Source organism: Saccharothrix sp. NBAS 001 (assembly GCF_056640475.1).
This window is the reverse complement of sequence record NZ_CM153251.1, coordinates 4,238,624-4,263,807: the sequence shown is the minus strand read 5'-3', so window position 1 is coordinate 4,263,807 and position 25,184 is coordinate 4,238,624. Positions and strand designations below refer to the sequence as shown.

The window sequence follows — 25,184 nt, the reverse complement described above, 5'->3', positions numbered from 1 at the left end:
GCCCCGGCGCGGCGGGGCCGAGGGCTCCCGACCCGCACCACGAGCGGTCCCCGTGGTCCGCCTGCCGCCGACATGGCACAGCACGGAGACGCCTGTGGCGCACAGCAGCGCTGGAGCCGTTCCGACCACGCGTTCCGCTGTTCTCCCCACGGTCCAGCGAACCGCAGGGCTGCTGTGGAACCGCCCGTTGACGCCGAAACTGCGCGTGGACGAGGACGTTCCCGCCGTTCCTCCGCGACGAGCCGTGGTCCGGCCGCAGTGGTCGTCCGACCGCCTCCGGCCAACAGCCGCCACGTCGGAGCGGACAACGCCCACCCGCACAAGTGCCGCGCCACGCCCAGCCGGCCCTCCAGTGCAACGCGCGCAACCGAAGAACGCTCCGGCACCATCGGTTGTGCGTCCGTCGACCCAACCAACGACGACCTCGCCGATGACATCGCAGACGGTCCGGGCGACGACCCCGCAGAGTCTCCCTCCGACGCCCCTGCCGCCTCACAACCACGGCACACCAAGGGCCGCGATGCCGGTGACCCCGCCGGTCGTCCGGTCGCCGGGGGCACCTTCGGCGGGCATTCCGGTGGTGCCGGTGAGCCGGGCCGCCGTACCGGCCCGAACCACCGGGGGCAGCCGCCCGACCGGGTTCCACCTCGTCAACCCGACCGTGCAGCGGGACATGTCCGCCAGGGTCCCGGCCGTGGCGAGTTCGTCCAGGAACCGCGCGACGCCCGCCCCGATCACGTCCCCGCACCTCCGGGGCGCCACACCTCCGGACACCGCCCCGCCCACCGAAGCCACCGATCCCGTGCCGGGCGCGGGCACCCCCGACGACCCCACCCCGAACACCACCGAACCCGGCACGGACCGGCGAACCCCCGAACAGCGGTTCGTCGACGACCTCGAACCCGCCGAGGCGGACGGCCTCGCCCGCAAGCTGGTCGAACCGATCGCCAGGCTGCTGCGCGCCGAACTGCGCGCCGGCCGGGAGCGCGCCGGCCGCCTGCACGACCGGCGCCGCTGACCGACCGACCACGCGGGCGACCACCCACCCCGGACACCTTCGACCTTGGGGACCACCGATGACCGACGACGTCTTCGCCAGCAGCGTCTTCTTCCAACTGTCCGTGGCGGGCAACGACCTGGGCGCTTTCCACACCTGCGACGGCCTGGGCGCGCAGGTCGAGGTCGAGCAGTACGCCGAGGGCGGCAACAACGGGTTCACCTGGCAGCTCCCGTCACGGATCACCTGGACGAACATCACCATGACGCGGCCGGTCACGGCGGACTCGGCGAAGGTGCTCAAGTGGTTCGGCGAGGTGCTCCAGCGGGCCGAGCGCAAGGACGGCGAGATCGTCGCGCTCGCCCCCGACCTGACGCCGATCGTGCGGTGGCAGGTGCTCGGCGTCCTCCCGATCCGGTGGCAGGGGCCGTCGTTCGACCCGAGCCGGTCGCAGGCCGCGGTGGAGACCCTGGAGTTCTCCCACGAGGGCCTTGAGGCTTCCTGACCGGAGAGAGGTCACGTCGTGGCAAGCAAACCCGGGGCGAGCCTGGTCAAGGCCCGCCTGGTGATCATGGAACCGCCGGCCGACGTCGGCGCGAAGCCCGGGGCGAAGCTGGCCACCGTCGCGTTCCAGTTCAACCCGCGCACGCTGGCGCTGCGCAAGTCGGTCGAGTGGCGTCGCCAACCCTCGCGGAGGGCGGGCCAGGCGTCGCTGCCCGAGTTCGTCGGCAGCGGGCCCCGCACGCTGGGCGTGGAGGTCTTCCTCGACGCCACCGCGACGCACGACAACTCGGTGGAGACGGGCGTGGAGAAGCTGATGGTGGCCTGCGTGCCGACGAAGAAGAGCATCGGCAGCAACAAGCCCGCGAGCCCGTGGGTCCGCTTCGAGTGGGGCACCGCCAAGTCGGTGTCGTTCGACGGCGTGCTGTCGAGCCTGTCGGTCGACTACTCGCTGTTCGACGTGGACGGCCGTCCGCTGCGCGCGACGTGCTCGCTGTCGATCGAGGAGGCGGGGGTCGACACCCCCGGCCAGAACCCGACTTCCGGGTCGCACGAAGCCCGCCGCACGCACCGCGTGGTCGCGGGCGACAGCCTGCCGCAGCTCGCGTGGCGGGAGTACGGCGACCCCGGCGCGTGGCGGGCCATCGCCGAGGCGAACGGGATCGACGACCCGCTGGCGCTGGTGCCGGGCGGGGAACTGCTGCTGCCGGGCATCGACGATGCCGGCCCGGAGACCCGGAGGAACCCGATGACGACGTCCTACCGCCGCGAGGCCGACCGATGACCGCCGCCCGGTCCTTCGCCGCCGGCGTGACCGTCGTCGCGAACGCCCCGGTGACCCGGGAGGTGGAGAGCTGCGTCGTGGACGAGAGCGTCGGCCTGCCCGACACGGCCGTGCTGACCTACCGCGACGACAAGCGGACGTTGCTGGCCACGACCGGGATCACCATCGGCACGCCGTTGGAGGTCTCGGTGTCGGCGACCGGCGGCGCCGCGCGCGAACTGCTGTTCACCGGCGAGATCACCGCCGTGGAGATGGAGGTCGACGGCACCGGCAGCTTCACCGTGCTCCGGGCGATGAGCCGGGCGCACCGGCTGTTCCGGGGGCGTCGGGTGGAAGCGTTCCGGAACATGACGGCGTCCGCCGTGATCGCGAAGGTCGCCCGGAACGCGGGCCTGGCGGTCGGTCGGGTCGAGACGTCGCGGATCACCTACAAGCACCTGAGCCAGCCGGGTGTGTCCGACTGGGACTTCCTGCAGGGGCTGGCCCGCGAGCACGGTGCGGTCGTCCGGGTCGACGAGCGGGGGCGGCTGGAGTTCACCAAGCTCCAGCCCGCCGCGCGGGCACCGCGGCCCACCGCCGACGGCAAGAGCCCGTTCCTGCTCCGGTTCGGCGGCAACCTGCTGGTGCTGCGGGCCGCGCTGAGCAGCGCCGAACTCGCGAACGGCGTGCAGGTGCGCGGCTGGGACGTGGCCCGCAAGAAGCCGTTGGTGGCGGTGCGGAACAACACCCCGAGCAAGACGGCCGTTCCCGGCCTGTCGGCGATGAAGGTGAACCAGGCGTTCCGCACGAAGGCGCGGAACCTGGTCACCGACGTCCCCTACGCCACGCAAGCGGAGGCGACGATGGCCGCGCGCTCGTTGGAGGCGTCGATCAGCTCGGGCTACGCCGAGCTGGAAGCCGTCGCGGAGGGCAACCCGAAGCTCCGCGCGGGCGTGCCCATCGCGCTCGGCGGTGCGGGCGAGGCGTTCAGCGGCCGGTACACCGCGACCGCCGTGACCCACGTCCTGGAACCGGGTCAGGGCTACCGGACCACCGTCGTGGTCAGCGCCTCGCACGACCGCTCGCTGGCCGGCCTGGTCGCGGGCGGGACCGCGCCGTCCCGGATGCCGGGCCTGGCGACCGCGATCGTCACCGACATCAAGGAGGAGGGCGGCCAGCGGGGCTGGGTGCGGCTGAAGTTCCCGTGGCTGGATGACAAGTACGTCACCGACTGGGTGCGCACCGTCCAGTTCGGCGGGGTCGGCGGCGGCGGGGTGCTGAGCCCGGACGTCAACGACGAGGTGTTGGTCGGGTTCGAGCAGGGCAGCCTGGACCGGCCTTATGTGCTCGGAGGTCTCTACAACGGGGTGGACAAGCCCTCGCGGCACGACCGGGCGCTGGTGGACCGCCGCAGCGGCAAGGTCAACCGCCGGTCGCTGTCGTCCCGCAAGGGGAACCGGTTGGAGCTGATGGACGGGCCGCGCGCCTCCGGCGTCCGGCTGGCCAGCGGCGACCGGCGGCTGGAGGTGAAGGTCGACGAGAGCCGGGGCCGGCTGGAACTCGCCGTGCGCGGGCCGGGCGGCCGAGGGGTGCTCAGCTCGCTGGTGGTCGACGGCACCGGCATCACGATCGACGCCCGCAACGGGGTGGTCCAGGTCAAGGGCCGGATCATCCGGCTCAACTGACCCGGCCGGCACCCCACCCACCACCCGACCCACCCACTACCCGAGGAGAGCCGACATGCCTTTCGCAGCCCGGACCGGTGACAAGACCTCCCACGGCGGCACGCTCGGGCCGCCGGCGTCGCCCGTGTTGGCGGCCAAGGTGCTGACCGTGCTCGTCGAGGGCGTGCCCGCCGCCGTGGTCGGCAGCGTGCACGCCTGCCCGAAGATGCCCGACCCGCTGCTGGGGCCGTCCAACGTGCTGCTGCCCAGGCCCGCGCCGCCGCCGAGCGTGTTCATCGGCGGTGTCCCGGCGGCCGTCGTCGGGGACCGCGCGGTCTGCCAGGCCACCGTCGTGCTCGGCGCGAAGACCGTGCTGATCGGAGGTCTGCGGTGAGCGCCGACTTCATCGGCCGGGGATGGGGCTTCCCGCTGCGGGTCGGCGCCACGGGCGGCATCGGGATGGTGGAGCGGGACGTGGAGATCCAGCAGGCGATCCGGTTGATCCTGGGCACCGCGCCCGGCGAGCGCCCGATGCGCCCCGAGTTCGGCTGCGGCATCCACGAGCACGTGTTCGCGTCGGCGGACCACGCGACGGCCGGCGACGTCGCCCGCGAGGTGCGCATCGCGCTGGACCGGTGGGAGCCGCGCATCGAGACGACCGACGTCGTGGTGGCGTTCGACTCGGTCGAGGTCGGCACGCTCTACATCGACGTGCGCTACACGGTCCGCGCCACCAACGACCGGCGCAACCTGGTGTTCCCGTTCTACACGATCCCGTCCGAGGAAGGCGGTGGGCGCTGATGGCGCTGCCCTCGCCCGACCTGGACGACCGCCGCTTCCAGCAACTGGTCGACGAGGCCAAGCGGTACGTCCAGGACAGCTGTCCGGAGTGGACGGACCACAACGTGTCCGACCCCGGCGTGACGCTCATCGAGACGTTCGCGCACATGGTGGACCAGCTGGTCTACCGGCTCAACCGGGTGCCGGAGAAGAACTACCTGGCGTTCCTGAACCTGCTGGGGGTGCGGCTGTTCCCGCCGACCGCCGCGAAGGCCGAGGTGACGTTCTGGCTGTCCGCGCCCCAACCGGACACCGTGCTGCTGCCCGCCGGGACCGAGGTCGCGACCGGCGGCGACGCGGACGAGCCGGTCGTGTTCGCCACCGTCGCGGACCTGCCCGTGGTGCCGTCGTCGTTGACGCGCCTGGTCACCACGTCGGCGCGCGGCGACTACGCCGACCGCACCCGTGACCTGGACGAGGGCAAGGACGTCCCGTGCTTCCAGGCCGCTCCGGAGGTCGGCGACGCCACCCTGTTCGGGCTCTCCGCCGCCGTGCCGAGGTGCGCCGTGGTGCTGCGGCTGGACAGCCAGGTCGAGGGCGTCGGCGTCGACCCGCGCCAGCCGCCGCTGGTGTGGGAGGCGTGGGACGGCCGGGGCTGGGTCGCCTGCGCCACCGACGAGGACAGCACCGGCGGGCTCAACCGGCCGGGCGAGGTGGTGTTGCACGTCCCCTCCGGGCACACCGCGTCCGTCGTGTCGGGCCACCGCGCGGGCTGGCTGCGCTGCCGGGTGGTCGAACCGCTGCCCGGCCAGCCGTTCTACCGCGAGTCGCCGACCGTGCGCGAGGCCGAGGCGTTCACCATCGGTGGCACGACGACCGTCGAGCACGCCGAGGTCGAACTCGACGCCGTGCTGGGCGAGTCGGCGGGGGTGCCCGGCCAGGGCTTCCGGCTGCCCGCCGCCCCGGTGCTGACCGACGGGCGGCCGGTGGTCGTGCGGGTGTCGGACGGCGCGGGCTGGCACGACTGGTCGGTCGTGGAGGACTTCGGCTCGTCCGGACCCGACGACCGGCACGTGGTGCTGGACGCGACCGCCGGGGAGGTCCGGTTCGCGCCCGCCGTGCGGGAGCCGGACGGGTCGCTGCGCCGCTACGGCGCGGTGCCGGCCAAGGGCGCGGTGGTGCTGGTGCCGCGCTACCGGACCGGCGGCGGACGGGCGGGCAACGTGGCGCGCGGCGCGATCTCCGTGCTGCGCAGCTCCGAGCCGTACGTGTCGGAGGTGGAGAACCGGGAGGCCGCGAGCGGCGGCGCGGACGCCGAGACGGTGGACGAGGCGAAGGTGCGGGTTCCCCACCAGCTGAGGGTGTGGGACCGCGCGGTGACCGCCCGGGACCACGAGCTGATCGCGCGGCAGGCCGTGCCGTCGCTGGCCAGGGTGCGCTGCCTGCCGGTGGCCGGCGAGACGGGCGGCGCGCGGGTGCTGCTCGTGCCCGACGCGGTCGCCGACGAGGGCGACCGGCTGCGCTTCGAGCAGCTCATGCCGTCCGAGGAGGTGGTGGCGGCGGTGGCGCGGCGGCTCGACGAACGCCGGTTGCTGGGTGCGCGCCTGGTCGTGGAACCGCCGCGCTACCAGGGGATCACGGTGGTGGCCCGGCTGGTCGCCGCGGCGGAGGACGGCCGGGTGCACCGGGCGGCGCTGGACGCGCTCTACCGGTACCTCAACCCGTTGCGCGGCGGCTTGGACGGCACCGGTTGGGAGTTCGGGCACCCGGTGCGGTACGGCGAGGTTTTCGCGGTGCTGCAACGGGTCGCGGGCGTGACGTCGGTGGCGGAGGTCCGGCTGTTCCCGGCCAACCCGCTCACCGGGGCGCGCGGCGAGCCGGTCGAGGACCTGGAACTCGCGCCGAACGCGCTGGTGTTCTCGCACCAGCACCAGATCGCGGTCGGCGCGCGATGAGCCGGGCCGCGCTCCCCGGGCTGCCGAGCACGCACCCGATCGGCCGGATGCTGCCCGGCCTCTACGCCGCCGACGACTTCGCCCAGCGGTTCACCTCGGGGCTGGACTCCGTGCTGTCCTCGATCCTGTCCACTGTGGACAACCTGACGGCCTACCTGGACCCGGCGCTCGCGCCGGAGGACTTCGTGTCCTGGTTGGCGTCGTGGGTGGCGGCGGACCTGGACCCGGCGTGGCCGCTCGCGCGCCGCCGGGACGTCGTGCACCGCGCCGTGGACCTGCACCGCCGCCGGGGCACGGCGGTCGGTCTGCGTGAGCTGCTGGAGGTGTCGCTGGGCGTGCGGGCGGAGGTGCTCGACGGTCCGGGGGTCCGGTGGTCGACCACGCCGGACACCGCGCTGCCCGGCGAGCCGGTGCGGGTCGTCGTGGTGCGGGTGCGCGGGACCGGGGCGGTGGACCGCGAGCTGGTGGAGGCGCTGGTGGCCGCCGTGTGCCCGGTGCACGTGCGGTGCGCCGTGGAGGTGCTGCCGGGGGAGGAGCCGTGACGGCCCGGTCGTGCCCGCAGTGCGGTGCGCCGGTCGGGGACTCCGACGACTTCTGCGGCAACTGCGGCAACTACCTGGGCTGGGGTTCGCGTGACCGGGAGGCCGCCGGGCCGTCGGCCGCCGTGCCGCCGGGTCCTCCCGCCGGCCCGGAGAGCGCGCACGCCGGCCTGCCGGTCGACGGCACGGCGGGTGGTGCGTCGGCCGGTGGCACGGCCGGCAGCGCGCCGCCCGGTGGTGTGGCCGCGGGTCCGGGTGCGCCGCCCGGAGGTGTGGTGCGGGATCGGGCCTCGGGGTATCTGGGGCCGGTCGCGCCGGGCAGGCCCGACGCGAAGCGCCCGCTGCCGACGACGGCCGTCGACGCGGCGGTGGACGGGCCGCCGTGCCCGGCTTGCGGCACCACCAACCCGCCGGGGCGGCGGTTCTGCCGCCGCTGCGCCACCCCGCTGCACCCCGGGGCGTCGGCGGGGTCCGCCGCCCGCCGCCGCAGGTGGCACTGGCGCGGGGACCGCTCGCGGTGGCTGCGCCGGCTGGCCGCCCTGCTGGTGGTGGTCGCGCTGGTCATCGCGGCGTGGCTGTTCCACCCGCAGGCCCTCGCGCTGTGGGAGGACCTGCGCGACCGGCTCGCCACCCCCGAACCCGTCGCGCCCACGAGCGTCACCGCGAGCGCTTCGGTCGCCGATCACCCGGCCGCCGCCGCGGCGGACGGTCTGTCGAATCGCTACTGGGGCGCGCCGGCGGTCGGTGACGAGGTGGAGTTCGCCTTCGCCACCCCGTTCCGGTTGTTGTCCTTGGTGGTGCACGCGGGCGGGTCGGCGGAGGAGGACGGGTTCGTCGCGCAGGCGCGGCCGTCGGCGTTGAAGGTGGTCGTCACCACGCAGGACAGCCGCACGCAGTCGCTCACGGTGAACCTGGCCGACCGGCCGGGCCCGCAGCGCACCGACACCGGCATCAGCGACGTGGTGCGGGTCCGCCTCACCGTGGCCGCCGCCACCGGCCTCACCGAGGGCAGGCACATCGCGCTGGGCGAGGTCGAGTTCTTCCGCCGCCCTTGACCGGTCCCTGACCCGTCACCCCTGGTCAGCGCGCCCCCGGCCGGGGGCGCGCGGGCGTCTGAAGAACCCGTGTAGACGCGTTTGAGAAAGCGTGAAGCCGCGCCCCGGACACTCGGAGAGGCAATCCGGAACTGTGGGAGGCAGTGGTGGAGAAGCGAGTTCGGGTCGTCGTCCAGTCCTCGGATCACCTCAGCCGGGCGGGTCTGACCAGCTTCCTCGGGTCGTGCCCCGAGGTCGCGCTGGTCGAGGCGGACCGGTGGGGCGACGCCGACGTGGCGGTCGTGGCGGTGGGCAGGTTGACCGACGAGGTGGTGGCCGGGCTGCGCCGCTCGGCGGTGGACGCGCGGGTGCCCGTGGTGCTGGTGCTCGACGAGATCGGCGAGGCGGACGTGCTGACCGCCGTCGAGTGCCGGGTGGTGGCGTTCCTGCCGCGCGCGGGCGCGACCGGCGACCGGGTGCTGCGCAGCGTGCTGGCCGCCGCGGCCGGCGGCGGGGTCATGCCGCCGGCCATGGTGGCCGAACTGCTGGACCACGTGCGGCGGTTGCAGCGCCAACTGGTGGCGCCCTCGTCGGAACGGGGCCGGCTGACCGGCCGCGAGGTGGAGGTGCTGCGGCTGATGGCGGACGGGTTGGACACCGCCGAGATCGCCACGACGCTGTCCTACTCGGAGCGGACGATCAAGAACGTCTTCTACGGGATCACCAGCAGGCTGAACCTGCGCAACCGGCCGCACGCGGTCGCCTACGCCCTGCGCAAGGGGGTGATCTAGGTGACCGCGTTCCCGGACGAGGCGCGACTGCGGCGGATGGTGGAGCGGTCGGTGCGCAGCCGCCGCCCCGACGTCCGGCCCGGGTTCCGGGAGCCGGCGTGGGTGATGTCGGACGACGGGGTGATCGGCGTCCCGCCGGACGGGCCGGACCCGGTGCCGCCCGGTCCGGCCGGGTGCACCGGACCGGGTCCGGCCCGGTGCGATCAGGCGGGGTGCCCGCTGACCCGCCGGACGTCCCAGGCGGCCCCGAGCCCCCGGTAGAGCGACACCGCCTCACGGCGGGTGCCCGCCCCCTCGTCGGCGCGGCCCCGCCGGTCGAGCAGGTCCGCCGCGTCCTCCAAGGTCTGCGCCAGCTCGTAGGTCCGGCCGACCGACCGGTAGTGCGCGGCCACCTCCAGCAGCCCCTCCGGGTCGCCGTCGAACAGGCAGCGGCAACGGCGCGCCGCCGCCGCTGCCCGCGCCACCGACGTCTCCCGGCCCGCTTCGTCCTCGCACGCCTCGACCGCAACCCGCGCCGTGGCGCGGTCGCCCAGGTGCAGCGCGATCCGCACCAGCTCCGGCAGCCACTGGTGCCGCAACGTCGTCTGGACCGCGTGCCCGGTGTCCAGCAGGTGCCCGAGCAGTTCGCCGGCCGCCGCGTGGTCCCCCTCGCGGACGGCCGCCGTCGCCGTCGCCGCCACCAGGAAGTCGCAGTTCTCCCGGTAGGCGACGGTCACCAGGGGAATCTCGCTGCCTGCCGCGAGGTGCGCCCGCAACCGGGTTTCGTCGTCGCGGTGCGCGGCGATCAGCGCGAGCACCCCGTGCAGCAGCACCGGGCCGCCTTCGCGCAGCCCGAACCCGGTGAGTTCCGGGTCCTCGGCCAGGACGCCCTCCAGCCGCGCCACGGCGTCGTCCCAGTCGCCCAGCCAGAACCGGTGCACGGCGGTGCCCACGTGCAGGCTCGCCACGGGGGTGCCCGGTCCGGTCGCGGCGAACGCCAGCCGCAGCGTCTCGGTCGCCTCGTCCAGCCGGTCCAGGCACTGGAGGGTGAACACCCGGTTGTCGAGCAGCACCAGCCGCAGGTCGGTGAGGCCCGGGTCGCTGCCGACGACCTCCAACGCCTGGTCCAGGTACCCGACCGCGCGCACGTAGTCCCGGCGGACCACGGCGACCTGCCACAGCACCTCCAACGCCTGCCCGACGGCGAACGGATCACCACCGCGCCTGCCCGCCTCGATGGCCCGCCGCGCGCTGATCTCCGCCGCGTCCAAGTCGCCCACCCCGGCCCGCTGCACCAGCGCCAGCAGCGACAGCAGCCGGGCCCGCCAGGCGTCGGTCAGCACCGGGTCGGCCAGTGCCTCGTCCAGCGCCGCCAACGCGTCCTGCGGGCGTGAGGCGCGGAACGGCACGTAAGCCAGCGTCCACCGCGCTTCGGCGATCCGGTCCGGGTCGTGCAGGCGGGGCAGCGCGCGCCGGGTCTGCTCCTCGGCCTCGGCGTCGTGGCCGAGCCGGAACAGCGCGTTGCCCAGGTACGCGGTGAGCACCGGGTCGTCCGCGCCGCGCAGGCCCCGGTGCAGCAGTTCGACGGCCACCAGCGGCGCCCGGTGCACCAGCGCCGGCGCGCGCGCCACCAGCCACGGGACCGCCCACGACCCGATCCCGTCCGTCGTGGCGAGCAGCTGCCCGGCCACGTGCTCGACCGGCGCGCCGGCAGCGGCGAGCGCCTGGGCGGCCTGCTGGTGCAGGGCCGTGCGCACGGCCGCCGACGTGCCGTCGTAGAGCGCCTGGCGGATCAGCGGGTGCCGGAACGCCACGCGCGGCCCGGCCCCGCGCAGCACGCCCGCCGCGATGGCCTCGGTGAACGCGGGCAGCAGCACCGGCACCGGTCGGCCCAGCACCACCGCCAAGTCGCCCACCGCGAACTCGCCGCCCAGCAGCGCCGCGAACCGCAGCACCTCCCGGGTCGGCGTGGACAGGAAGTCCAGCCGGTCGGTCACCGCCGACACCAGCGACGGCGGAGCGCGGTCCAGCACGTCCGGCGACACGTCCGCCAGCCCGGTGTCGAACCGGACGGCGTGCTCGCGCACCAGCGTGTCGGCCACCTCCCGCGCGTAGAGCGGGTTGCCGCCCGCCCACCCGGCGATCCGGCGCAGTCCCGGGCCGGGCTCGCCGCCGACCAGCCCGGCCACGATCCCCGCCACGGCGGAGTCGGTCAGCGGAGCCAGGTCGAGCACCGCGCCGCCGCCGGACGTCACGTCCCGCCGCAGCCGCGCCACCCCCGGCCGCCGGGGCACCGGTCGCGCGGCGACGATCAGCAGCAGGGGCAGCCGCCGGGTGCCGGCGACGAGCTTGCGCCACAGCTCCACGGTGTCGTCGTCGGCCCACTGGAGGTCGTCCAGCGCCAGCACGAGCGGACCGTCCGCGCACAGCTGCTCCACCAGGGCCGCCAGCCGGCCGGCGGCCTGCGCGGTCGGGTCGGCGGCGGCGAAGACCGACCCGGCGGCGGGCCTGCGGTCCCGCAACGCCCGCGCGACCCCGGCCCGCCGGGGATCGGGCGAGTCCACGTCGACGCCCAGGCAGTCCACGGCGGACTGGAGCGGGAGCCGGGCGCTGAGCTGGTCGGCGACGGCGTGCGCCAGCTGGTGCCCGGCGGCGGACGCCCGCGCCAGCGCCACGTCGAGCAGGGCCGACTTGCCGATGCCCATCTCGCCCTCGATCCACAGCGCCCGGCCCCGCCCGGCGGCGAGGTCGCCGACCACGTCGAGCACCGCCGCCACCTCGTCGGCCCGCCCGAGGAGCACCGGCTCCGCCCGCCTGGCCGGCGCGAGTTCCCGCCGGGGGGCGAGCGACGCCGGCACCGCGCCCAGCGCCCGTTCGTGCGCGGCGCGCAGCCCGGGGCCGGGTTCGACGTCGAGTTCGGCCCGCAGCACCTGCCGGGCCTCGCGGAACACCTCCAGCGCCTCCGCGCCGCGCCCGGCCTGGTGCAGCGCGGCCATCAGCAGCTCCCGCGCGCGCTCCCGCAGGGGTTCCTCGGCGACCAGCGCACCGAGTTCGGCGATCACCTCCGGGTGCGCCCCGGCGGCCAGCGCGGCCTCCGCCCACAGCTCCCGCGTCGCCGTCCGGGCCTCGGCGAGCCGCAGCCGCTGCGCGTGGACGAACGGTCCCTCCAGCCCGGTCATCGGGCTGCCCCGCCACAGCGCCAACGCCTCGTCCAGCGACCGCAACGCCGCCTCCGGCGCGCCGGAGGCGAGTTCTCGGCGCGCCCGCTGCCGCAGCGACTCGAACTCGGCGACGTCCGACGCCGCCGGGTCGAGCACCAGCCGGTAGCCCGCGCCGACCGACTCCAGCAGCCGCGCCGGCGTGCCGCGCGGCCGTTCCGGCTCCAACGCCTTGCGCAGCAAGGAAACGTAGGTGTAGACGCTGCCCTCGGCGGTGGCCGGCGCATCGTCGCCCCACACGGCCCTGATCAGCTCGTCCCGCCGCACGGTCGCGCCCGGCCGCAGCGCCAGCACGGCGAACACGCCGCGCTGGCGGGCAGAGCCGAGCACGACCTCACGCGCACCACTCCAGGCGCGCACCGGTCCCAGCAACGCGACCCGGAGCGCTTGTCCCGAGGTCATCCCGTCCGATCCTCCTGTCCTGCGGCCGGGCGCGGCCACGTCCTCCAACACCCGGCCGGCCGTGGTGCCGCGCGAGACCGGCACGAGCCCGGTCCGCAGCCGGGCCACCCGGTGCGCCGTAGCCGCAGGCACGCGTCCCGGCGCGGCTCCCGCAGCCCCGTCCAACCGGACCGCACTCCGCGCCCGTCCGCTCATCCGCGCAAAGCGAGCCCGGCCACTCCCGCTCACCGGACGAGCGATACCGCATAAAACCGCGTCGTCACCGGCGCGTGTCGGTCTTCGCCGGGCGGTCAACGGAAACCACCACTCATTCACATTGACCCTATTGTGTGGTGCATTCCACAGCCATGCTGTCCGGTGGGCGGTATCCGCGCGTTCGTGGTGGCTTCGCCCGACGTGGGGCCCAGTCGGTGGATGAACCGCCCGAACCGTAGCTGACCTGCGAATACCCACACCGCGCCCACGGTCGGGAGCGCGCGCCGGCCGGACTCGCAACATGGCATGACAACGACGCTAACGACGTTCGAGGCGTTTGTCATCGTCCCGGAAACAATTCCCCTTTGACCGGCCGCGGCACGCCGGCCTGTCCATTGAGGACGAATCGGTCCGGCTGTTCGACCGTGATTTCCCGCGATTCCTCCCGTTCTGCCACCCGCTGGACACACGGTCGGTTCCTCGACGAACCCACCGCCGGGCCCGATCCGCCGATGCGGTCCGTGTCCGAGCAGTGGGCCGCCGACGCCCGCGCCGAAGGCGGACCCGCAGAAGATCGTCCACGCTGGTGTCGACGGCCCGGACCAGCGGCGGAACGAACCTCGCCGGCAGGTCGGCGATCGCCACGGCGCGGGACGCCGTGCGGCGTGGACCGGCGTCGGGCAGACGCGGACAGGCAGGGTGTCGTCGGGCAGCGCGCCTCCGAGTCCGCATGGTTCACACGGTGTGGCCCGGTCCTGTCCGGTGCGTCGGGTCGGTGAGGGTGTGGATGCTCCGGTCCAGCCGGTTCTCGTAGTAGGTGAGGAAGTCGGGTCCGAGTGCCCAGTGGTCCTCGGCGTGCGGTTCGATCACCCGTCCTCGTGAGGGGTCGGTGAGGATCAGGCCGGTCTCGTGCCCGCAGCCCGTCTGCACGATGGTCACGCCGACACCGGCTGGATGATGCTGAGGATTGAAGTCGTCACGGTCCGCGGCCGGCGCTACCTCCTGGACGCCACCGAGTCCGCGTTGACGTGGGACGGACCACCCACCGACCGTGACCCCACATCCCTGGTCACCGCAGTGCCGGGTCACGTCCCGGGACTGCGCGAGCCGACGAGGCCCGGGGTGGCGGGCGGGTGGGTTGCCACGAACACCGCCCGTTAAACAATCGATATCAATCGAGATGGGACCGCTCGGAAAACTCGCCTGGAAACCTGCACGAAAAGAAGCCCGGTCCGGAATATGCGGGTCAGGCGTTTTCCACACTCCTTCGGTCTTTCGCAGGTAATGCCGGGAACCTACTAAATTGGCGGCTCAACCACCGGTCGGACGGCTTAGCGTCAATAGGCGACAGGTCCGAAACAGGCCCGGATCGACTCGGGCCAGACCGGAAGGAACGGATCGATGAAAAAGGTGAAGGCCCTGGTCGCGGTGGCCTCGGCGCTGGCGGCGCTGACCGTCGGGACCATCGGGGTCGGGACGGCCTCCGCAGAGGTGTACAACGTGCAGGAAGCCCGCACATTGTGCCGCGCGGACGACGTCGACGTGCGGTACTCTCCCGGCGGAGGCCCGACGGGACGGACCGTGATCCGGAACCAGACCGTCAACGTGATCAACCACCGCGACGGCGTGTGGTGGGAAATCGACTCGCCGTACTACGGATTCGTGCTGGCGCAGTACTTCTGCTGATCGGCCACCACGACCGCGACGGGAGGCCACCGGGCTCGCTCGGTGGCCTCCCGTCGCTCGCGGACAAAAGGGGAAGACGGAAACACGTCCGGCGGCACCCGTCAGCCGCCCGGCCCATCTCGCCACGGAATCGAATCGTACGCAATTGCAGGCCGGGCTCCATTGATCCACGACCAGCACGAACACCGGACTGCCGAAATGTTGGACCACTGCGTGACGCGATATCGGTTGCGCCCTTGCAGTTCCCGGGAGATCGTCCAGTACTGCTGTAGTGCACGCCCTGCGGCTTCTGCCGGGCGGTCGCCGGACACTCGTGGTCACGATGGGCGGTGACGCCGCTTGAGGTGCCACGACCGGAGGCCGGCTCAGCCGCCGCCGCCACCGACTGGTTGACCGAGTCGCCGGCCGGTCGCCGGCTCGTCCGGTTTGGTTTCGCAGTCGAGCGCAGTCGGCGCTCGCGACGCACCGCGCCGCTCCTGATGCCGTTGGTCGCGAACCCGATCGCTGTGGTGTGCCCTCGGCGACCGCAGGGATCCGTGCAGACGACCACGCAGACGCGCGGCACCGACGCCGTCCGAGCCGGACCGCCCCGAGGTGCCACTGCCCGTGAGGCCCTTCGCGGAGCCGTCGTGTGCGGGAGGTCTTGTAGAGGTGGCCGCTTGGGCTGGGGAGCAAAGACCAGTCGGGCTAACCCAATCTCGCCCAATCTGTATTTCTCTGGAGATTGGGTTGTATTGAGTGGTCCATTGGGTGAAACTCGGGTACTCCATCAGGTGGCAGAGAGGCCAAACTCGTGGAACGCACCCGACGTGTCGCCGCAGTGGTCGGCGCGGTAGCGCTTGTTGGTTCGGGCTTGATTTCCTGTGGTGACGCGTCCGGAGGGGGCGGGGACGCGGTCACCTACATGACGGCCTTCGGCACGCTCGGCCGCGAGGCCGCGGTCTACGTCGCCGAGGCGAAGGGCTACTTCCGGGACGTCGGGATCGACGTGACGATCAACCCCGGGCAGGGCACCGGGGACAACATCAAGCTGATGACCGCCGGCAAGGCGGACTTCGCGCCGTTGGGCGCGCTGTCGTTGGCGCAGGCCGTCAGCGGTCAGCCGGACCTCGGGATCAAGGCGGTTGCCGCGCTCGACCAGCACACCATGGCCTCGGTCATGACCACCGCCAAGTCCGGTGTCCGGCAGCCCGGGGACCTGGTGGGGAAGGCGATCGGTGGACTGCCCAACTCGGAGGTGCCGGCGCTGTTCGGCTCCTTCGCCCGGGCGGCGGGGTTCGACCCCGGGTCCGTGCGGCAGGTCAACGCCACTGCCACCCAGCTCCCCGGACTGCTCGCCGCCGGGTCGGTCGATGCGATCGGGCAGTACGTCGTCGCGGAGGGCCTGATCCGCAAGGCGGTCGGTGGTGACGTGGTCGTGTTGCCGTTCCGGCAGTACCTGCCTGACGTCTACGGGTCGCTGCTGTCGGTGCGCACCGCGTTGATCGAGCAGAACCCGTCGCTGGTGGATCGCTTCGCCAAGGCGTTGATCAAGGGGCTGGACTACGCGGTAAGCAACCCCGACGAGGCCGGGAAGCTGCTCCACGACGCCGTGCCGGCCCAGGACGCCGGTCAGGCCGCCGCCGAGCTGCGGGCGTTGGCCCCGTTCGTCCGGGTGGACGGCGTCGCGGTCGGCTCGGTCGACCGGACCCGGGCGGAGCGGATGCTCGGCGCGTTCGCCCAGGACGGGCTGCTCAAGGGCGCGATGTCGTTCGAGGACGTGTTCAGCGCCGGGGCGAAGGTGTCGCCGTGATCGACATCGAGGACGTCTCCAAGGTGTACGCCCGCGCCGGCGACCAGGTGCACGCGTTGGACCGGGTCGGCCTGCGGGTGCGGGCGGGGGAGTTCGTGACGTTGCTCGGCCGTTCCGGGTGTGGGAAGTCCACGCTGCTCAAGACGATCGCCGGCCTGGAGCGCCCCACCTCGGGTGTGGTGCGGATCGGCGGCGAGGTTGTGGACAAGCCGCGTCGGGACGTCGGGATCATGTTCCAGAAGACGGCGTTGCTGCCGTGGCGCAACGTGCTGGACAACGTGCTGCTGCCGGTCGAGATCATGCGCCGGGACGTGCGCGCGCACCGCGACCGCGCGGTGGAGTTGCTCGAACTGGTGGGGTTGACGGGGTTCGAGCGCCGGCGGCCCGGCGAGCTGTCGGGCGGGATGCAGCAGCGGGTGTCGCTGTGCCGGTCGCTCATCCACGACCCGGACGTCCTGCTGATGGACGAGCCGTTCGCCGCCCTCGACGCCCTGACCCGGGAGGAGCTGGCCGAGGAGTTGCAGCGGATCTGCGTCGGGCAGGGCAAGACCGTGGTCTTCGTGACGCACTCCATCGACGAGGCGGTGCTCCTCGCCGACCGCACGGTGGTGATGTCGCCCCGACCGGGGCGGGTCGCCCGCGTGGTCGACATCGACGCCACCCGCCCGCGCAGCCTCGGGCACAGCGAGCAGAGCGGGTACCTGGCCGAGCGCCGGGAACTCCTGCACGACCTGCTCTTCGGGCGGGCGGAGGCGTTGTCGTGAAACGGGATCGGGTCGGTGCGCCGACGTGGTCGGGTCTGCCGAAGGTGCTCCTGCCGGTGCTGGCGGTCGCGCTGTGCCTGGTCGCCTGGTGGCTGCTCACCGTCGTCACCGGCTGGTCGGAGGTGCTGCTGCCGTCGCCCGGTCTGGTGGTCGACCGGCTGTGGTCCGAGCGGGAGCTGATCCTGGACAACACCTGGGTGACGCTGACCGAGATCCTGCTCGGCTTCGCCTTGGCCGTGGTGATCGGCGTCCCGCTCGGGGTGGCGATCGCGTACTCCGCCGTGGTGGACCGGATGCTGTCGCCGGTGCTGTTCGGGTTCAACGCGATCCCGAAGGTCGCGGTGGCGCCGATCCTGGTGGTGTGGGCCGGTTTCGGCCCGGCACCGAAGGTGATCATGGCCGTGCTGCTGGCGTTCTTCCCGATCGTGCTCTCCGCGGCGGCGGGCATGAAAGCCGCGCCCGCCGAGTACCGCGAACTGCTGCGCTCGCTGGACACCTCGCCCGTGCAGGCGTTCCTCAAGGTCCGGCTGCCCGCTTCGCTGCCGCACATCTTCGTCGGTCTGAAGAACGCCATCACCCTCGCCTCGATCGGCGCGGTGATCGGTGAGTTCGTCGGTGCGAGCGAGGGGTTGGGCTACCTGGTCGTGGTGTCCGGCAGCACGGCCGACACCGCGCTCGGGTTCGCCGCCGTCGCCGTGCTCGCGGTGCTGGCGATGGCCCTCTATTACGTCGTCGTGGCCGTCGAGTCCTGGCTCGTGCCCTGGGTCGACGAGACCTGACCCCCACCCCCGCCCCAGGTCGGACGACCCGAAAGGTCCTTTTCCATGCCCCGATACGCCAAGGCCGAAGCGCGCGAGTGGGCGCGCCGGCACATGCGCGGCACGGCGAACACCACCATCGCGTCCTACAGCGCGGATCTCCGCTCCCTCAACGAGAAGGGCATCCGGCACGACATCAGGCGCGCGATCGAACTCGGTTTCGGCGGCACGCTGATCAGCGCCGAGACCGCGCTCACGGTGGACGAGTACGAGCGGTTCACCGCGTGGGCCGCCGACGAGGCGGAGGGTCGGCTGCACATCATCTTCCACGCCGCGTTCAACACGCTGGAGGAGAACGTCGAGGTCGCGAACCGCGCCTCGGCGGCGGGCGCGGACTACGCGCTGCTCGGCTACCCGGCCAACTTCTACCCGACGACGAACGCCGAGGTGTACGACTACACCAAGGCGTTCTGCGACGGCGTGGACCTCGGCGTGATGCTCTTCCCGGTGCCGCTGTGGAACTTCAGCCGGCTGCACCCGGCCGACATCGACCCCGTGATGCTGGTGGACCTGGTCCGGGACGTGCCCAACGTCGTGGCGATCAAGGCCGAGGGCGCGATGCCGCTGACCGCCGGGCTGCTCGACGTGCACCGCCGGCTGTCGGACGAGGTGGTGATCTCCTGCCCGCTGGAGAAGGAGATCATCCCGCTGATGAGCTACGTGCCGTTCCAGTACAGCGGCACCAGCAACTTCGAGTACTACGGCACGTCGATGCCCAGGATGTTCGCCGCCGCGAGCGAAGGCGACATGGACACCGCGATGGACATCTACTGGTCGATCATGCCCGCCCGCAACGCCAACGCCGCGGTGGGCACCTACGTCCCGCAGACCGGACTGATCAACCGGATGCTGTGGAAGTACCAGGGTTGGCTCAACGGCATGAACGGCGGACCGCTGCGGCAGCCGACGATGAAGGCGTCCGACCGGCAGATGGAGACGCTGCGCCAAGGCGTCGTCGCCTCGGGGATCGCCGACACCCGGGAGCCCAACCACGCGTTCTTCGTCGGCCGGAACCCAGTCTGAGGAGCGGACAGTGAACATCAACGGCATCGCGCGCATCGTCTACGGAGTCGGCGACCTCCGACCCGCCACGAGGTTCTTCCACGACCTCGGCCTCGTCGCCGAGCCGGAGGGCGACGGCCGCGTCGTGTTCCCGCTCGCCGAGGGCTCCGGGGTGGAACTGCGGCGCGCGGACGACCCGGCGCTGCCCGCGCCGTTCCTCGGCGGGGACGGTCCCCGGGAACTGGTGTGGGGCGTGCCCACGCCCGAGGACCTCGTGGCCGTGCGGGATGAACTGGCCCGGGACCGGGAGGTCGCGGAGTCTGCGGACGGCGTGCTGCACACGCGGGACGACGCGGGCATCGCGATCGGTTTCCAGGTCTACCGGCGGACCGAGCCGGTGGTGGTCGGCTCGCCGGAGAACGCACCGTCCGACGTGCGCCGGTTCAACGCCCGCCGGCAGTGGTACGACCGCGCCCGACCGAAGATCATCTTCCACGCCGTGTTCGGTTCCCCGGACGCGGTGGCCGGCATCGACTTCTACCGCGAGCGCCTCGGCTTCCGGGTCACGGACGTGCTGCGCGACAAGGGCGCCTTCCTCCGCGCGCCGGGCCGCTCCGAGCACCACAACCTGTTCCTGTTCCGCGCGCCGCGCACCCTGTTCAGCCACCTGTCCTTCGCCGTCGAGAGCATCGACGAGCTGATGGCGGGCGCGAACCACATGCGGCGGTCGGGCTGGTCGGACACCAGCCGGATCGGCCGGCACCGGGCGTCTTCGATGATCTTCAACTACACGCCGTGCCCGGCCGGCGGCCGGGTCGAGTACTCCGCCGACGGCGACTACGTGGACGACGACTGGCAGCCGAGCGTGTGGTCCGAGCGGTTCGCGCACGTGTACTGGGACAGCGAACTCCCGGCGGACGACCGCGCGCCCGAGCCCGACATCGTGCCGCTCGACGGACCGGTGTCGGCGTACCTGGGGGAGGGGCGTTGAGCATCCGCAGGGTGGTGACCGGCCACGACCGGCACGGCGTCGCGGTCGTGCTGGACGACGCGGCGGCGACCAACTCGCGCCGCCGCGCCGCGTCCGGCGGACTTGTGTCGACCTTGATCTGGACGACCGGGGAGAGCCCGGCCCGGGTGGACGCCCCGGACGACCGGGGCGCGGTGGAGATCGGTGTCGCGCCACCGCCGGGCGGCAGTGCTTTCCGCGTGGTGGAGTTCCCGCCGCTGCGCGGTGAGTCCACATTGGACCAGGATGCGATCCTGGCCGAGATGGGCATCGCCGGCGACGCCGGGATCGGCGCGCGACACCCGTTCACCCACCGCACCGCGTCGCTGGACTACGGGGTCGTGCTCACCGGTCGGATTCGGCTGCTGCTCGACGACGGCGAGGTGGTCCTGTCGGCGGGTGACGTGCTGGTGCAGCAGGCGAACAACCACGCGTGGGTCAACGATTTCGACGAGCCGTGCACGGTCGCGTTCGTGCTTCTGGACGCGACGGTGAGTGAGAGGAACCCAGGATGACCACGGATTGGCACGACCTCGTCTCCCAGCCCCGCCACGACCTGGTGGCCGAGCGCGGTGTGCGGGTGCCGATGCGCGACGGCGTGGAGCTGGCGGTCGACGTCTTCCGGCCGGCCGACGGCGGTGGCTTTCCCGCGCTGCTGTCGTACTCGCCCTACGGCAAGGACGTGCAGCGCGTGCTGGACAACCAGCGCCCGCACAGCTCGCGGACCGGGAACGGCGGCCAGGAGGCGGGCGACACCGGTTACTTCGTCAGCCGGGGCTACGCGCACGTGATCGCCGACGTGCGGGGCTCGGGTGATTCCGGTGGCACGTACGACTTCCAGGGCCGCAAGGAGCAGCTGGACGGGTACGACCTGATCGAGTGGATCGCCGAACAGCCCTGGTGCGACGGGAACGTCGGGATGCTCGGCATGTCGTACTTCGGCGTCGTGCAGAACCTGGTGGCCGCCACCCGGCCGCCGCACCTCAAGGCCATCGCGCCGTACGAGGCGTACACCGACCGGTACCGGCACTCGGTCTACCACGGCGGGATCTTCGACGAGGGTTTCTTCCACCAGTGGTTCGAGCACCTGAGCGTCGCGCCGCAGCGCCCGCTGATCCGCGACTTCCTGCCGGACGGCGAGATCGAGCGGCGGCGGGCCGCCCTGCTGTCGACGCCGGAGATCGAGGACAGCCCGTACCTGCACGTCCAGTTGAAGTACGAGAACAAGAACCCGCTGATGTTCGACTTCCTGATCGAGCCGCACGACGGGCCGTACTACTGGGAGCGGTCCGGCAACCGCGTGCTGGACCGGATCGAGGTGCCCGCGTTGCTGATGGCGCGGTGGAGCGGGTGGCCGATCCACCTCGCGGGCGCCTTCGAGGCGTGGCGGGGCATCACCTCGACCAAGAAGATGATCATCATGGAGACGGAGTGGGTCACCGGGCCGATGCGGCCGTGGCGGGACCACCAGGACGTCATCCTGCGCTGGTACGACCACTGGCTCAAGGGCAACGACACCGGCATGCTGGCCGAGCCGCCGATCACCCTGCTGGTCAAGGGTTCCGGTGCGACCCGCCACGAGTACGAGTGGCCGCTCGCGCGGACCGCGTGGACCAGGTTCCACCTCAGGGCCGGCGGCGGGCTCGACCGCGCGCCGGACACCTCGGGTGCGACGGCGGAGTTCGAGAACGACCCGTGGATCCGGCCCGGCCTGCTCTCGCCCGGCCTCGACTTCGACACCCCGCCGCTCACCGCGCCGCTGGAGGTGACCGGGCCGATCGCGTTGCGGCTGCGGGCCGAGCTGGACCAGCCGGACGCCACCTGGATCGTCAGCCTGCGGGACGTCGCGCCAGACGGCACCTCGACCGTGGTCACGAAGGGCTGGCTGCGGGCGTCGCACCGGGCCCTCGACCCGGAGAAGTCCGAGCCGTACAAACCGTTCCACCCGCACGACCGCACCGACCCGGTGCCGGTCGGCGAACCCCAGGACTACGACATCGAGCTGCGCGAGACGTCCACGGTGTTCCGGCCGGGGCACCGGCTGCGGCTGGAGGTGCGCGGCCAGGACACCCAGACCGAGGAACCGGTGTGGTACCACACCTGCAACCCGGTGGTGACCGAGCACCGGCTGGTGCTGGGCGGCTGCTGGTTGCTGCTGCCGGTGATCGAGGCGTGATGGCGCACTCCACACCGAGGTTCGTCTCCGCCGAGCAGGCACGGTCCCTTTTGGACTGGCCGGGCGCGATCGAGGCCATGGCCGACGCCTACGAGACCCCGCCCGCGCCCAGGGCGTTCCCGCCTCGGTCGTTCGCCGAGCACGACGGGGCGTGGCTGCGGGCGCACACCGGTGTGCTCACCACCGGCGGTGTCATGGGGGCCAAGCTGTTCGCGCGGTCGCCGGGGCGGGCCGTGTCGTTCGTCGTCGTGCTGTTCGACCAGGGCACCGGCGAAGTGGTGTGCCTGCTGGACGGTTCGGCGATCACGGCGTGGCGGACCGCCGCCACCTCGGCGCTCGCGGCGAGCCGGTTGACCCCCGGACGTCGGCACGAGGTGGCGGTCGTGGGCAGCGGGCTGGAGGCGCGGACGCACGTGGCCGCGCTGGCCTCGGTCGGGCTGGTGGGCTCGGCGCGGGTGTTCAGCCCCACCGCCGCCAACCGCGTGCGCTTCGCCGAACGGGCGTCCGCCGAACTCGGGATCGACGTCGTGCCGGTCGGGTCGGCGGAGGCCGCCGTCACCGGCGCGAGCCTGGTGGTGGGCGCGGCCCGGTCCCGGGACGAGACCCCGACCTTCGACCGGGTCGACGACGGTGCCCTGGTGCTGTCGATCGGGTCGACGCTGCCCGCGCAGCGGGAGGTCCCGGTGGAGCTGATCGCCCGCTGCGACCTGATCGTCGCGGACGACCCGGACGAGGTCGTGGCGTCGACGGGCGACCTCATCGCCGCCCGCCGGGCGGGTGTCGACGTCCGCTCCCGGACGGCGTCGTTGCACGACCTGTGCGCGGGCGCGCTCGCCGATCGCGTCGCGTCCTCGCGGCTGACCATGTACAAGTCGGCGGGTTCGGCCTTGCAGGACCTCGCCCTCGCCTCGTGGCTGCACGAGCGGGCGCGGTCGACCGGCGAGTCGCCCCCGCTCCGGTTCGAGCTCAAGCCACCACCGGAGAGGAGCCCGCGATGACCGGGCTGTCGGATCCCGGCCTGCTCCGCGAGGCCGCGCTGGTCGCCGGTGCCTGGATCCCGTCGGCCGGGACGGGGACCACCGTCCGCAACCCGTCGACGGGCGAGGTCGTCGGATCGACCCCGGACCTCCCCGAGCGCGACGTGCGGCGCGCGATCGACGCCGCGGCCGGCGCGCTGCGGGACTGGTCGGCGCTCACCGCGCACGAACGCGCGGCCGTGCTCCGGCGGTGGCACGACCTGATCTCGGAGCACCGCCGGGACTTGGCCCGCATCATGACGTCGGAGCAGGGCAAGCCGCTGCGCGAGTCCGTCGCGGAGATCGCCTACGCCGCGTCGTTCGTGTCCTGGTACGCGGAAGAGGCGACCCGGACCTACGGCGAGGTGATCCCCACCTACGACCCGGACCGCCGGATGATCGTGGTCAAGGAACCGGTGGGGGTGTGCGCGGCCATCACGCCGTGGAACTTCCCGGCGGCGATGGTGACCCGCAAGGTCGCGCCCGCGCTGGCGGCCGGCTGCACGGTGGTGGTCAAACCCGCGCCCGGCACGCCGTTCTCGGCGCTGGCGCTGGCGGAACTCGCCGTGCGGGCCGGGCTCCCGGCCGGTGCGCTGTCCGTCGTGACCGGCGACGCCGAGTCGATCGGGCGGGTGCTGTGCGCGGACCGGCGGGTGCGCAAGCTGTCCTTCACCGGGTCGACGGCGGTCGGGAAGGTCCTCATGGGACAGTCGGCGGCGACCCTCAAGCGGCTGTCGCTGGAACTCGGTGGCAACGCGCCGTTCCTGGTGCTGGACGACGCGGACGTGGACGCGGCGGTGCGGGGCTGCGTGGACTCGAAGTTCCGCAACACCGGGCAGACCTGCGTGTGCGCGAACCGGATCATCGTGCAGGAGCGGGTGGCCGACGAGTTCGTGGCCAAGCTCGCCGACGCGGTGGCGGCGCTGCGCGTCGGCGACGGCTTCGACCCGGAGGTCGACCAGGGGCCGTTGATCGACGAGCACGCCGTGCGCAAGGTCGAGCGGCACCTGCGGGACGCGGTCGAGCGAGGTGCGACCGTGCTCACCGGCGGTGGCCGGCACCGGCTGGGCGGCAACTTCTTCGAGCCCACGGTGCTCGCCGGCGCGACCCCGGACATGCTGCTGGCGCGGGAGGAGACCTTCGGGCCGCTCGCCCCGGTGTTCCGGGTCGCCGACGAGGACGCGGCGGTGGACCTGGCCAACACCACCGGCTCCGGGCTGGCCGGCTACGTCTACGGGCGGGACGTGGGCCGGGTGTGGCGGGTCGCCGAACGGCTCGACGTCGGCATGGTCGGGGTGAACACCGGCCTGCTGTCCTCGGCCTACGCGCCGTTCGGCGGGCGCAAGGAGTCCGGCTTCGGGCGGGAGGGCGCGCGGGCCGGGATCGAGGAGTACCTGGAGACCAAGTACGTGGCGTTCGCCGGGATCGGTCAGCCCGGCAGGTAGCTGCTCGACGTGATGCGGCGGTGCGTGGTCTCCAGGTGCAGCCGCATCCACCGCTCGGCGGCCTCGGCGTCGCCGGCGCGGATCGCGTCCACGATCCGCACGTGCTCCTCCAGCGCCTCCTTGGACCGGTCCCAGGTCAGCGGGACGGGGCGCGGCATGTCCCACGCGGGCCGCTCCAACGGGCTGATGAGCAGGTAGAGGTCGACCAGCAGGGTGTTGCGGGTCGCGCGGGCGATCGCGCGGTGCAGTTCCACGTCCCACCGGGAGAATTCCTTGAGCGATCTGGCACGGCGCTGGTTGGCCAGCGCCTCCTCCATGGTCAGCAGGTCCTCCTCGCTCGCGCTCAGCGCGGCGAGCAGGGCGTTGCGGGGCTCCAGCGCGAGGCGCGCGTCGATCAGCTCGCGCGGGTTGATGGAGCGGGTCACCGAGTCGCGCCGCTCGTCGTCGAGCACCGGCACCAGGAACGTGCCGCGGCCGACGTGCCGCCACACCACGCCCTCGTCCACGAGTTGCCGCATCACCGTGCGGACCTGGCTGCGGGTCAGGTCGAGCTGCTCGGCCAGGTCGCGCTCGGGCGGCAGCCGGTCGCCCGGCACCAGGCCGCTCGTGCGGATGAACTCCTTGACGGCGGCCAGCGGGGTCATGTCGTGCTCCGGTC

25 protein-coding genes are annotated in these 25,184 nt (G+C 73.0%); 21 read left to right on the top strand and 4 right to left on the bottom strand.

The features are described 5' to 3' along the window. Positions 1–492: 492 nt before the first annotated feature. Positions 493–738, bottom strand: coding sequence for a hypothetical protein (locus AC0HI0_RS17720; protein ID WP_480933479.1), 246 nt, complete (start codon positions 736–738; stop codon positions 493–495). Between the two features lie 64 nt (positions 739–802). On the opposite strand from AC0HI0_RS17720, the gene AC0HI0_RS17715 reads away from it, so the two are divergent. From AC0HI0_RS17715 to AC0HI0_RS17665, 11 genes are all read left to right on the top strand, one after another. After that, on the top strand, positions 803–1,018 hold the full coding sequence (locus AC0HI0_RS17715; protein ID WP_480933478.1) for a hypothetical protein: 216 nt from the start codon (positions 803–805) through the stop codon (positions 1,016–1,018). A gap of 58 nt (positions 1,019–1,076) precedes the next feature. Next, positions 1,077–1,502 carry a phage tail protein gene (locus AC0HI0_RS17710; protein WP_480933477.1) on the top strand — a complete coding sequence of 142 codons (426 nt, stop codon included), beginning with the start codon at positions 1,077–1,079 and terminating at the stop codon, positions 1,500–1,502. A gap of 18 nt (positions 1,503–1,520) precedes the next feature. Beyond that, positions 1,521–2,282 (top strand): CIS tube protein, encoded by a 762-nt coding sequence (locus AC0HI0_RS17705; protein WP_480933476.1) that lies wholly within the window; start codon positions 1,521–1,523, stop codon positions 2,280–2,282. Continuing rightward, positions 2,279–3,946, top strand: coding sequence for a VgrG-related protein (locus tag AC0HI0_RS17700; protein WP_480933475.1), 1,668 nt, complete (start codon positions 2,279–2,281; stop codon positions 3,944–3,946). The genes AC0HI0_RS17705 and AC0HI0_RS17700 overlap by 4 nt, the downstream gene beginning before the upstream one ends. Before the next feature lie 55 nt (positions 3,947–4,001). Next, complete coding sequence (locus AC0HI0_RS17695; protein WP_480933474.1) at positions 4,002–4,319, top strand: PAAR domain-containing protein; 318 nt, start codon at positions 4,002–4,004, stop codon at positions 4,317–4,319. Continuing rightward, positions 4,316–4,726 carry a GPW/gp25 family protein gene (locus AC0HI0_RS17690; protein ID WP_480933473.1) on the top strand — a complete coding sequence of 137 codons (411 nt, stop codon included), beginning with the start codon at positions 4,316–4,318 and terminating at the stop codon, positions 4,724–4,726. The genes AC0HI0_RS17695 and AC0HI0_RS17690 overlap by 4 nt, the downstream gene beginning before the upstream one ends. Continuing rightward, positions 4,726–6,660 carry a putative baseplate assembly protein gene (locus AC0HI0_RS17685; RefSeq protein ID WP_480933472.1) on the top strand — a complete coding sequence of 645 codons (1,935 nt, stop codon included), beginning with the start codon at positions 4,726–4,728 and terminating at the stop codon, positions 6,658–6,660. The genes AC0HI0_RS17690 and AC0HI0_RS17685 overlap by 1 nt, the downstream gene beginning before the upstream one ends. Further along, a complete protein-coding gene (locus AC0HI0_RS17680) occupies positions 6,657–7,202 on the top strand; it encodes a phage tail protein (protein WP_480933471.1) in 546 nt (181 codons plus the stop codon). Before AC0HI0_RS17685 ends, AC0HI0_RS17680 begins: the two co-directional genes overlap by 4 nt. After that, a complete protein-coding gene (locus AC0HI0_RS17675; protein ID WP_480933470.1) occupies positions 7,199–8,254 on the top strand; it encodes an NADase-type glycan-binding domain-containing protein in 1,056 nt (351 codons plus the stop codon). The genes AC0HI0_RS17680 and AC0HI0_RS17675 overlap by 4 nt, the downstream gene beginning before the upstream one ends. 146 nt (positions 8,255–8,400) lie before the next feature. Further along, positions 8,401–9,024, top strand: a complete 624-nt coding sequence (locus AC0HI0_RS17670) for a helix-turn-helix transcriptional regulator (RefSeq protein WP_480933469.1) — start codon at positions 8,401–8,403, stop codon at positions 9,022–9,024. Beyond that, positions 9,025–9,285, top strand: coding sequence for a hypothetical protein (locus AC0HI0_RS17665; protein ID WP_480933468.1), 261 nt, complete (start codon positions 9,025–9,027; stop codon positions 9,283–9,285). Here the strand turns inward: AC0HI0_RS17665 and AC0HI0_RS17660 are convergent. Continuing rightward, complete coding sequence (locus AC0HI0_RS17660; RefSeq protein ID WP_480933467.1) at positions 9,228–12,755, bottom strand: ATP-binding protein; 3,528 nt, start codon at positions 12,753–12,755, stop codon at positions 9,228–9,230. The genes AC0HI0_RS17665 and AC0HI0_RS17660 overlap by 58 nt on opposite strands. Positions 12,756–13,553: 798 nt before the next feature. Next, complete coding sequence (locus AC0HI0_RS17655) at positions 13,554–13,757, bottom strand: hypothetical protein (RefSeq protein WP_480933466.1); 204 nt, start codon at positions 13,755–13,757, stop codon at positions 13,554–13,556. A gap of 462 nt (positions 13,758–14,219) precedes the next feature. Between AC0HI0_RS17655 and AC0HI0_RS17650 the strand changes: the two genes are divergently transcribed. The 10 genes from AC0HI0_RS17650 (at position 14,220) to AC0HI0_RS17605 (ending at position 24,526) form a co-directional block, all read left to right on the top strand. After that, positions 14,220–14,504, top strand: coding sequence for a hypothetical protein (locus AC0HI0_RS17650; protein ID WP_480933465.1), 285 nt, complete (start codon positions 14,220–14,222; stop codon positions 14,502–14,504). A gap of 904 nt (positions 14,505–15,408) precedes the next feature. Beyond that, the gene (locus AC0HI0_RS17645; RefSeq protein ID WP_480933464.1) at positions 15,409–16,296 is read left to right on the top strand and encodes an ABC transporter substrate-binding protein; all 888 of its coding nucleotides are present in this window, start codon (positions 15,409–15,411) and stop codon (positions 16,294–16,296) included. Next, positions 16,293–17,060 (top strand): ABC transporter ATP-binding protein, encoded by a 768-nt coding sequence (locus AC0HI0_RS17640; protein ID WP_480933463.1) that lies wholly within the window; start codon positions 16,293–16,295, stop codon positions 17,058–17,060. Before AC0HI0_RS17645 ends, AC0HI0_RS17640 begins: the two co-directional genes overlap by 4 nt. Next, positions 17,057–17,839 carry an ABC transporter permease gene (locus AC0HI0_RS17635; protein WP_480933462.1) on the top strand — a complete coding sequence of 261 codons (783 nt, stop codon included), beginning with the start codon at positions 17,057–17,059 and terminating at the stop codon, positions 17,837–17,839. Before AC0HI0_RS17640 ends, AC0HI0_RS17635 begins: the two co-directional genes overlap by 4 nt. 45 nt (positions 17,840–17,884) lie before the next feature. Then, positions 17,885–18,901 (top strand): dihydrodipicolinate synthase family protein, encoded by a 1,017-nt coding sequence (locus tag AC0HI0_RS17630; RefSeq protein ID WP_480933461.1) that lies wholly within the window; start codon positions 17,885–17,887, stop codon positions 18,899–18,901. Positions 18,902–18,911: 10 nt separating this feature from the next. Then, the gene (locus AC0HI0_RS17625; RefSeq protein WP_480933460.1) at positions 18,912–19,871 is read left to right on the top strand and encodes a VOC family protein; all 960 of its coding nucleotides are present in this window, start codon (positions 18,912–18,914) and stop codon (positions 19,869–19,871) included. Beyond that, on the top strand, positions 19,868–20,404 hold the full coding sequence (locus AC0HI0_RS17620; RefSeq protein ID WP_480933459.1) for a cupin domain-containing protein: 537 nt from the start codon (positions 19,868–19,870) through the stop codon (positions 20,402–20,404). Before AC0HI0_RS17625 ends, AC0HI0_RS17620 begins: the two co-directional genes overlap by 4 nt. After that, positions 20,401–22,065, top strand: a complete 1,665-nt coding sequence (locus tag AC0HI0_RS17615) for a CocE/NonD family hydrolase (RefSeq protein ID WP_480933458.1) — start codon at positions 20,401–20,403, stop codon at positions 22,063–22,065. The genes AC0HI0_RS17620 and AC0HI0_RS17615 overlap by 4 nt, the downstream gene beginning before the upstream one ends. Then, positions 22,065–23,063 carry an ornithine cyclodeaminase family protein gene (locus AC0HI0_RS17610; protein WP_480933457.1) on the top strand — a complete coding sequence of 333 codons (999 nt, stop codon included), beginning with the start codon at positions 22,065–22,067 and terminating at the stop codon, positions 23,061–23,063. The genes AC0HI0_RS17615 and AC0HI0_RS17610 overlap by 1 nt, the downstream gene beginning before the upstream one ends. Then, the gene (locus AC0HI0_RS17605; RefSeq protein ID WP_480933456.1) at positions 23,060–24,526 is read left to right on the top strand and encodes an NAD-dependent succinate-semialdehyde dehydrogenase; all 1,467 of its coding nucleotides are present in this window, start codon (positions 23,060–23,062) and stop codon (positions 24,524–24,526) included. The genes AC0HI0_RS17610 and AC0HI0_RS17605 overlap by 4 nt, the downstream gene beginning before the upstream one ends. On the opposite strand, the gene AC0HI0_RS17600 is transcribed toward AC0HI0_RS17605, so the two are convergent. Next, positions 24,511–25,170 carry a FadR/GntR family transcriptional regulator gene (locus AC0HI0_RS17600; protein ID WP_480933455.1) on the bottom strand — a complete coding sequence of 220 codons (660 nt, stop codon included), beginning with the start codon at positions 25,168–25,170 and terminating at the stop codon, positions 24,511–24,513. The genes AC0HI0_RS17605 and AC0HI0_RS17600 overlap by 16 nt on opposite strands. Positions 25,171–25,184: the final 14 nt, after the last annotated feature.